At 47.0% G+C, this 7,048-nt stretch carries 7 protein-coding genes and 2 pseudogenes; 3 read left to right on the top strand and 6 right to left on the bottom strand.

Annotated elements, in window-relative coordinates:
- Nucleotides 1–185: 185 nt before the first annotated feature.
- The 3 genes and pseudogenes from L1266_RS21555 to L1266_RS21565 all read right to left on the bottom strand — a co-directional run bounded on the left by L1266_RS21555 (nt 186) and on the right by L1266_RS21565 (nt 2,907).
- A pseudogene (locus L1266_RS21555) lies at nt 186–1,473 on the bottom strand (ISL3-like element ISPpu12 family transposase).
- 21 nt (nt 1,474–1,494) lie between these two features.
- Nucleotides 1,495–2,007 (bottom strand): signal peptidase II, encoded by a 513-nt coding sequence (gene lspA / locus L1266_RS21560; RefSeq protein ID WP_004813174.1) that lies wholly within the window; start codon nt 2,005–2,007, stop codon nt 1,495–1,497.
- A gap of 3 nt (nt 2,008–2,010) precedes the next feature.
- The gene (locus L1266_RS21565; RefSeq protein ID WP_063529117.1) at nt 2,011–2,907 is read right to left on the bottom strand and encodes a cation transporter; all 897 of its coding nucleotides are present in this window, start codon (nt 2,905–2,907) and stop codon (nt 2,011–2,013) included.
- A gap of 95 nt (nt 2,908–3,002) precedes the next feature.
- Between L1266_RS21565 and cadR the strand changes: the two genes are divergently transcribed.
- Nucleotides 3,003–3,410, top strand: coding sequence for a Cd(II)/Pb(II)-responsive transcriptional regulator (gene cadR, locus L1266_RS21570; RefSeq protein ID WP_004364961.1), 408 nt, complete (start codon nt 3,003–3,005; stop codon nt 3,408–3,410).
- A 64-nt stretch (nt 3,411–3,474) separates the two neighbouring features.
- Here cadR and L1266_RS21575 read toward each other — a convergent pair whose 3' ends face one another.
- Complete coding sequence (locus L1266_RS21575; protein ID WP_235374234.1) at nt 3,475–4,323, bottom strand: RNA-guided endonuclease InsQ/TnpB family protein; 849 nt, start codon at nt 4,321–4,323, stop codon at nt 3,475–3,477.
- A gap of 38 nt (nt 4,324–4,361) precedes the next feature.
- On the opposite strand from L1266_RS21575, the gene tnpA reads away from it, so the two are divergent.
- Complete coding sequence (tnpA, locus tag L1266_RS21580; protein WP_138558981.1) at nt 4,362–4,757, top strand: IS200/IS605 family transposase; 396 nt, start codon at nt 4,362–4,364, stop codon at nt 4,755–4,757.
- 153 nt (nt 4,758–4,910) lie between these two features.
- Nucleotides 4,911–5,708, top strand: a complete 798-nt coding sequence (locus tag L1266_RS21585) for a hypothetical protein (RefSeq protein WP_235378326.1) — start codon at nt 4,911–4,913, stop codon at nt 5,706–5,708.
- Nucleotides 5,709–5,959: 251 nt separating this feature from the next.
- Here L1266_RS21585 and L1266_RS21590 read toward each other — a convergent pair whose 3' ends face one another.
- Together L1266_RS21590 and L1266_RS21595 are read right to left on the bottom strand one after the other, a co-directional pair.
- The gene (locus tag L1266_RS21590; protein ID WP_058584486.1) at nt 5,960–6,334 is read right to left on the bottom strand and encodes a DUF7668 domain-containing protein; all 375 of its coding nucleotides are present in this window, start codon (nt 6,332–6,334) and stop codon (nt 5,960–5,962) included.
- Nucleotides 6,335–6,673: 339 nt separating this feature from the next.
- A pseudogene (locus tag L1266_RS21595) lies at nt 6,674–6,919 on the bottom strand (transposase); the annotation flags it as partial.
- Nucleotides 6,920–7,048 lie beyond the last annotated feature (129 nt).

The following is a 7,048-nucleotide window of genomic DNA, read 5'->3' on the forward strand; positions in this document are numbered from 1 at the left end:
AATTTCGTGATACAACTTACCCTCTAACTCAGCTTTGTATTTTGAAAGCTGAGTTATCAGCCCCATTACGTTATCGGCAACCATGCTGCCATTGAACTTTTGCATCGCTTTTACGTTTAAATTTTCAGGGTATACGGATTTAATGGTTGATGGGGCACCTTCACCCCATCAATCTGATACCACCCTCAGATGGTTGATAGATCGACTCCGTAGTTGAGTTCCTCTGCGAAGTCCGGCAGTCTGTAACCGATGGTTTTCTTGTAGAAAGGAGAGACCTTCGCAGTCGGTGCCTTCTTCTTGTACTTCGTGGTGTAGAGCATTCGTGCCCGCATCACCTCGAAGGAGTAACCGCGCCCTTCACGGTTCTTGTCCTTGGCCAGTCGGTTGATGGACTCCGTGTAAGCGTTGGTGACGGGCATGTCCGTCTCGAAGTAGGTCATGGTCTCTTCGCGCCAGTTTCCCACTGCCCTGACCAGATCGCTCCAGACTTCCTTTTGGCCCTTCGGGATGGTGGCTATCCACTCGTCCAGGGCGGCTTCTGCCTGGAGCCGTGTGGTGGCGTCCCAGATGCCGTAGAAGCGCTCCTTGTGCTCGTAGGCGGCCAGCAGTTGCGGGAACGCGCCTGTCCAGGTCTCCATGATGAGGCGCTCCCGGTCTGAGACTTCGTGAGCGCGTTTCAGCAGGATTTTCCGGTCTCCCTTGAGTCCGACTCTGGGACGGTTTCAGCTCCTTTCTGAGGCCCTTGCGCACTCTCTCTAGGGCATCGTTGGCCATGCGCACCACATGGAACTTATCGACCACGATACGGGCCTGGGGCAGCACAGCCTTGACCGCTGCCCGGTAGGGGTTCCACATGTCCATGCTGACGATCTCGACCTTCTGCCGGTCTTTCAGCTTCATCAGGTAGTTGGTCACCACGTCCTGGCGGCGGGTGGCCAGCAGGTCGAGCAGGGTTCGCTCCTCAATGTTGGTCAGAATACAGCGGTAGCGCTTGTTCAGGTATAGCTCGTCAATGCCCAGGATGCGGGGCGTCTCGAAGCGGTGCCAGTGCCCCAGGAACTCGGCGCGGGCGTTGAAGATGTCGCGCACCGTCTTCTCGTCCAGGCCGGTCTGTGCCGCCACAAAGGTGTAGGGGTGGTTGAAGGATTCCTTCTCCACGTACTCATGCAGCCGCAGTGTCATACGGAATCCGTCCACCATCTCCGGTAGCTGGGGCCTGAATGTTGTCTTGCAGGCCCGGCAGGTGTATCGGCGGCGGACCACCCAGAGAGTGACCCGCTTGCCGTGGATGGGCAGATCACGATAGGGAACGTCACGCTTGCCGAACCGTACGAACTCACCCTGCACGCCGCATTCCTCGCAGGCGATGGGATCGGGCACGTCCACCTGGAAGTGCATTTCGTCGTCGGTTGATTTGCAGCCCAGTACTTGGTATTGCGGCAGGTGAAGGATGTTGTCGGGAAGTTCGGTCATGGTGTTGTATAGGCGTAGGTGTCAGTCAGATCCATCCGACTCGGCATTGGTGTTTGCTTTTTTACCCAACAAGCTGCTGGAAACTAAAAGTAAGGCACCGAGGACAATTGCAATATCAGCCAGGTTGAAGGCCGGCCAATGCCAGTCTCGCCAATAGAAATCAAAGGAATCCACAACATAGCCGCGAAAGACCCGGTCAATCAGGTTGCCCATGGCGCCACCGAGGATAAGACTGTAAGCGATGGCTTCTCCTTTATGACGATTTTCAAGGATCAGCTTGATCAGAAAAATCGAGACCACTACCGCGATTCCGATAAAAAAGTAGCGCTGCCAGCCTCCACCATTCGCAAAAAGACTGAATGCGGCACCGGTATTCCATACGTGTACCCAGTTAAAGAATGAGGTCACTGAAATAGACTCGCCATATGCCATTGATTGTTGCACCAGCCATTTTACGGCCTGATCAGACGCTGCCAGCAGGCCGGAGATGGACAACAGAGCGTACGGTGACAGATGTTTGCCAAAAATGGACATTGCTTAATCCTTGAGCGCCAGAATGCGTCTAGCACCGTTAAGTACAATTACCCCCGCGATGGTGCCGATAATCAGATCCGGATAATTGGACCCGGTCCACGCGACCAGAGCGCCGGCGGTGATGACCCCCAGGTTGATCACCACGTCGTTGGCCGAGAATATCCAGCTTGCCTTCATGTGCGCCCCGCCCTCCCGATGTTTGGATATGAGCAGCAGACAACTGGTATTGGCAATCAATGCGACGAATGCGATAGCCATCATCACCAGCGATTCAGGCTCACTACCGAATACAAAGCGTCTCACCACCTCTATGAGTACGCCCACAGCCAAGATCAGTTGCAGTACACCAGCAAGATGCGCGGCACGTACCTGCATTTTCACGCTATGTCCAACCGCATAAAGGGCAAGCCCGTACACCGCCGCATCGGCAAAATTGTCCAGGGATTCTCCAATCAGGCCGGTGGACCGGGCGATCAGACCGGCAGTCATTTCCACCACGAACAGAAGTGCATTGATGCCGAGCAACCAGCGCAGGGTCCCGGATTCTTGCTTAGCAGAAGCTGCCGAAAACTCGGCGGCCTTGATGGTCTCCGGATTTGCAGCGACGGTTTCCTGAAGCGAGGCGCCTAGCCCCAAGGTCTTCAGTTTCGAGGTGACGGGCTCGACCTCGCCGTCATGCACGACCTTCAGCCGGCGGTTCGACAAGTCGAAGGACAGCGCCCGAATCTCCTCAAAGCCGTTCAGGGCTAGGCGAATCATTCGTTCTTCTGATGGACAGTCCATCTTCGGCACGGCATAAACACTGACCCATCTCCCTGGCGCCTCGGAGGAGGCCTGTATATCGGTATCCGCTGCGGACGTTGCATCAGCGCCACAGGCGCCACCACAGGATTTGCTCATGATACGACTCCACTTGAACAATGTTGTGGTACCATTTTAAACTATAAAGCTACTATAAGGTCAATAGAGTAAATAATCCGTTGGGGAGGAGGCTGATGCGCATTGGTCAGTTGGCGCAGTTGGTAGGGGTCGAAACACAGACGATCCGCTTCTATGAACAGCAGGGCTTGTTGCCGCCGCCTGATCGGCAGGACAACGGTTACCGTGTCTATACCGAGAAGCATGGTGAGGGGCTGGCCTTCATCCGTCGCTGCAGAATCCTGGGCCTGTCACTGGCTGAGATTCACGAACTACAGAGCTATCAGGACGACCCTCATCAGCCTTGTACCGCCGTCAACGCCTTGCTCGATGATCACATCTCTCATGTGCGGTCGCAGATAACCGCTCTGCAAGCGCTTGAGAAACAACTCGTTTCACTGAGAGCGAGTTGCAACGATGACCGGGAAGTTGAGGCGTGTGGGGTTCTTGCTGGAATTAGCGAAGGAAACATGCACCAGCAGTAGGTGAAGCATCAACCAGATAATCCGATGAGATGCCGGTCTGTCTCACTCTCATGCAAAGGTAAGATCAACCATTTAATCCGCTTACCCAATTTTCAAAACACGCTATATCAGTTTCATTGATTATCTGTCGTGAAATTTTGTGCGCAAAGTCGAGCCTTTGCCTTGAGATTTTACCGTGTAGCTTATTGATGCGTTGTTTAGTTTTGTGCCAACGATTTGAGCCTTTGGTTCGACGCGCAAGCTGGCGTTGCAATTGATTTAGCTTCTCTTTTGACTGTTTTAAAAACTTCGGATTATCGGCCACAAATCCGTTCGAACCAACAACCGTTTGCTTTGAGTTGATATCAAAACCAGTGATCTTTTCCAAAACCTGTTTAGCCGTTTTACACTCTACTTCCTGTGTGATGCTGCATCCCCACTTTCCGTGACGATATTGAATAGTTACGGTCTTAATTTTGCTCGCAAGCCCACGATGCAAAACGATTGGCACTTTGCCGACCTTTGGGATGCTTATAGCGTCATTTTCAATTCGAATACAGTTGGAATTATTGACCGCTCGGAAGCTATCATTGTGAAGCCGCTTCCTTTTGTAGGAAACTTTGTGCTTTGGAAAATGCTGCAAACGACCTTTAGAAAATGCATTCTTCATCGCTGTTTCCAAGTCGCGAGCAACCTGCTGAGCAGCAGAATCAAAGGCTTTAATCCAGCTAAATTCCTCGAATGGCTTAATTTCCTTGAGGAGAGAAGCCATATCTTTGTAAAACAGGAATGTTTTATCGTATTCATATCGACGCATATTTTCAGACAACAACAGATTCCAAATGCCACGCGCTGTCGCACCAAACTCAATGAGCTTAACTTCTTGTTCTGGCCTAGGGTTTAGCCTGTAGTTGTATCTGAGCGTCTTTTTCATATACTGTATAGACTACTGTATAAGGCCTAGTTGTCAAGATGGATTATGAAACTAAATCTCACTACAAATATCTAATTGCGCTTCATTTAATTTTGGAGGTTAAGTACAGAAAACCCCTGCTAAACGGAAGGCTGGGTGAGTTTGTAAAGAAAACGGTTTTCGATGTTTCTCTATCATCTGACTTTAGGATCGAAGAGGTTGAGATAGACAAAGATCACATTCATATGCTGATTACAATCGGCACTCGATATTCAGTAGGCCAGCACGCAAGGAGGATTAAGCAAGCCACAACCGCTAAAATCTGGAAATCATTTCCTTATCTGAAAAACCAATTTTGGAAAGAGAAAACATTTTGGTCAGATGGGTACTTTGTGTGTTCTGTAGGGAATGCAAGCGCAGAGACTATACGAAAATATATCCAAGAGCAGGGGTGACACCTATTCATCCCCGCGACATCACTTTGTTCTGATCACGGGGTTTTCTCGGTGAGTTTAGATAAAAAGTAATTTTTTAAAAATATTAGGCTTTTTTTGCCTCTATATGTTGCGTATACCTGTACATTATTAAGCATATATATGGAGGCTGTTATGTTTAAAAACCTGAATAAATACTCAAAACATCAAAACTCAAAGTGGTTTATCATTGTCATTTTACTTTGCTCTATTTTATCAATAGTTTATTTGCAAATACGTCATCCCGCTGACAACTCTAGTGTAGAGTCAACTTTTGACTACTCAACTATTATCGATCACTTTAGTGACAAGCTTAACCAAGGTACATTTCTGTTCTCTGAACCGGTTACTTGGAACGGCCGATTTATTCCTGTTGAGAGTTATGCTGGAATAAACCTTAAAAGTTTAAGCAGCGAGCATGCTGATGGTTTAGTTTTATATTGGCTTCATCGTATAAAGTTTGCCTCTACTGAAGAGACTGGTGTCATAAAAGACAGTTTTGAGTCTCTAAAATCATTACATTATGACATCAACGAAGCTAATGTAGAATTCTTAGATTGTAGCCTGACTGAAAAATGTGATTATAAAAAACTTATAAATAACTTCAGCAACTCAGCTTGGGTACCTTTTTGGGCAATGAAGGCAGATATTGAGTATGTTAAGAGCAAAAGTGATGAACTAGATGAGCTTAACATTTCTGCTGTTAGTGACTTAGAGTTTTTCGAGCTTCGTAACAATGCCGATCATGTTGAAATCATACCACCAGCACTTGCTGACTACTTAATAACCATACCTTTTTATCTGAATTGCGAAACCAACAATCAAAAGCTTTTGATGTACTTATACGAGGTCAAAACTAGGTTTCCCCAGCTAAGCACGATAGTTGATGAGTTCATGACTATGGCTTCAGCTAACCAGTGCGAGTTAGTGTAGGAGAGGAATAAAGATTCATACTAAAAGCTACTATCAAGTCCAAATCAAGCTACAACTGAATATTAAAGTATCATACTCTTGTAACTCTCTTCTGGACAAAAACACGTTAGAGTATTTAATCAGTAACGCCCGCATAACGGGCAAATATACGTAGGCTAAACTACCGAGCAACGCGAGGGGAGCCTACGTGTATTTGTCCCTAGCGAGCAAAGCGAGTGTTAATGCGTTTGTTATGTGACGGCCTAATAAAACTACGGAACATATACCATGCCAAACTCATATTTGTAGCCTGAAACTATGGGATAAATTCGACCTTTCAGAACGAGATCACTAACGCCTTCTTCTACAGTACATAAATCGATGATTAAATCCCAATAATCACCTTGCCATTGATAGCATGAACGTTCCCAACATTCAGTAGATAACGCCTTTAGACAACAACCATATTCAAGAACATTTTCTCTATTAAACTCGGCCAAATCACTAGATTGAAGAGTGATGTATTCCGAGACATTGTGGAGTTCGAAATTATCTTTGGTTAATTGAATAACCACTTTGCAAATGGAGTCTTTCCATACTTCCGGTATTGAATGTTCCTTTTCCAAATCTTTTAAAGGCAAATGCATTCTTCGTCATCCTTGAGTCACATAACATTTTAGTATTTATGCGACACGCAGTTTGTGTTGCATAATCGCTTGTTGGACTGAGCCGCTACCTGCTCGGTGTGTCAGAGTTGGTGTTGTTTATGCTATGGGAATTTGCTTTTTCTGGCCTAAGCGATATCAAGCCAACGTTACTGGCGAGCCTATCGCATCTAAGCTATCCCTGCTTTACTCAGCGTTTATTATGCTTCCATTACACCTAAATTTGCCTTAAGAAGCAATTATATTTTTACGCACACAGAGGTCGTTAGCCTGAGCAATTAAGCAGGTTAACTCATTGATTTTAAGCAGCAAGCAAGGCTGCTAACTCGTTCGCACTATTTCATTTGTTGGCGTATCTGAATTCATCACACCAATAAATCGTAAAATACCCACCTTGCATGACTGACAAAACCAATGCGGTACCAATGATTCTGTTTCTGGCTTTGCCTGCACTAGTTTGCATTTGTGTGTTGATTGAGCCTTTATTAACGCTAACTTTCGCTTGCGACACGCATTAGCTAAAAAACCGTAGTGGCGAATGCGCATAAACCCTTTAGGCAATACATGTTGCCCGAATTCAGATAATAAGTGCACCACTCATGGTTAAACGGTGAGAAGAGATCAACTGCCTGTTGGTGGTACTCTATCGTCGCCAAACAAACAGAAGCATTTACCATGAGTTACAAGCAGTTGATC

The organism is Pseudoalteromonas sp. Cn5-37 (genome assembly GCF_021532495.1).
Classification (GTDB): Bacteria; Pseudomonadota; Gammaproteobacteria; order Enterobacterales; family Alteromonadaceae; genus Pseudoalteromonas; species Pseudoalteromonas simplex.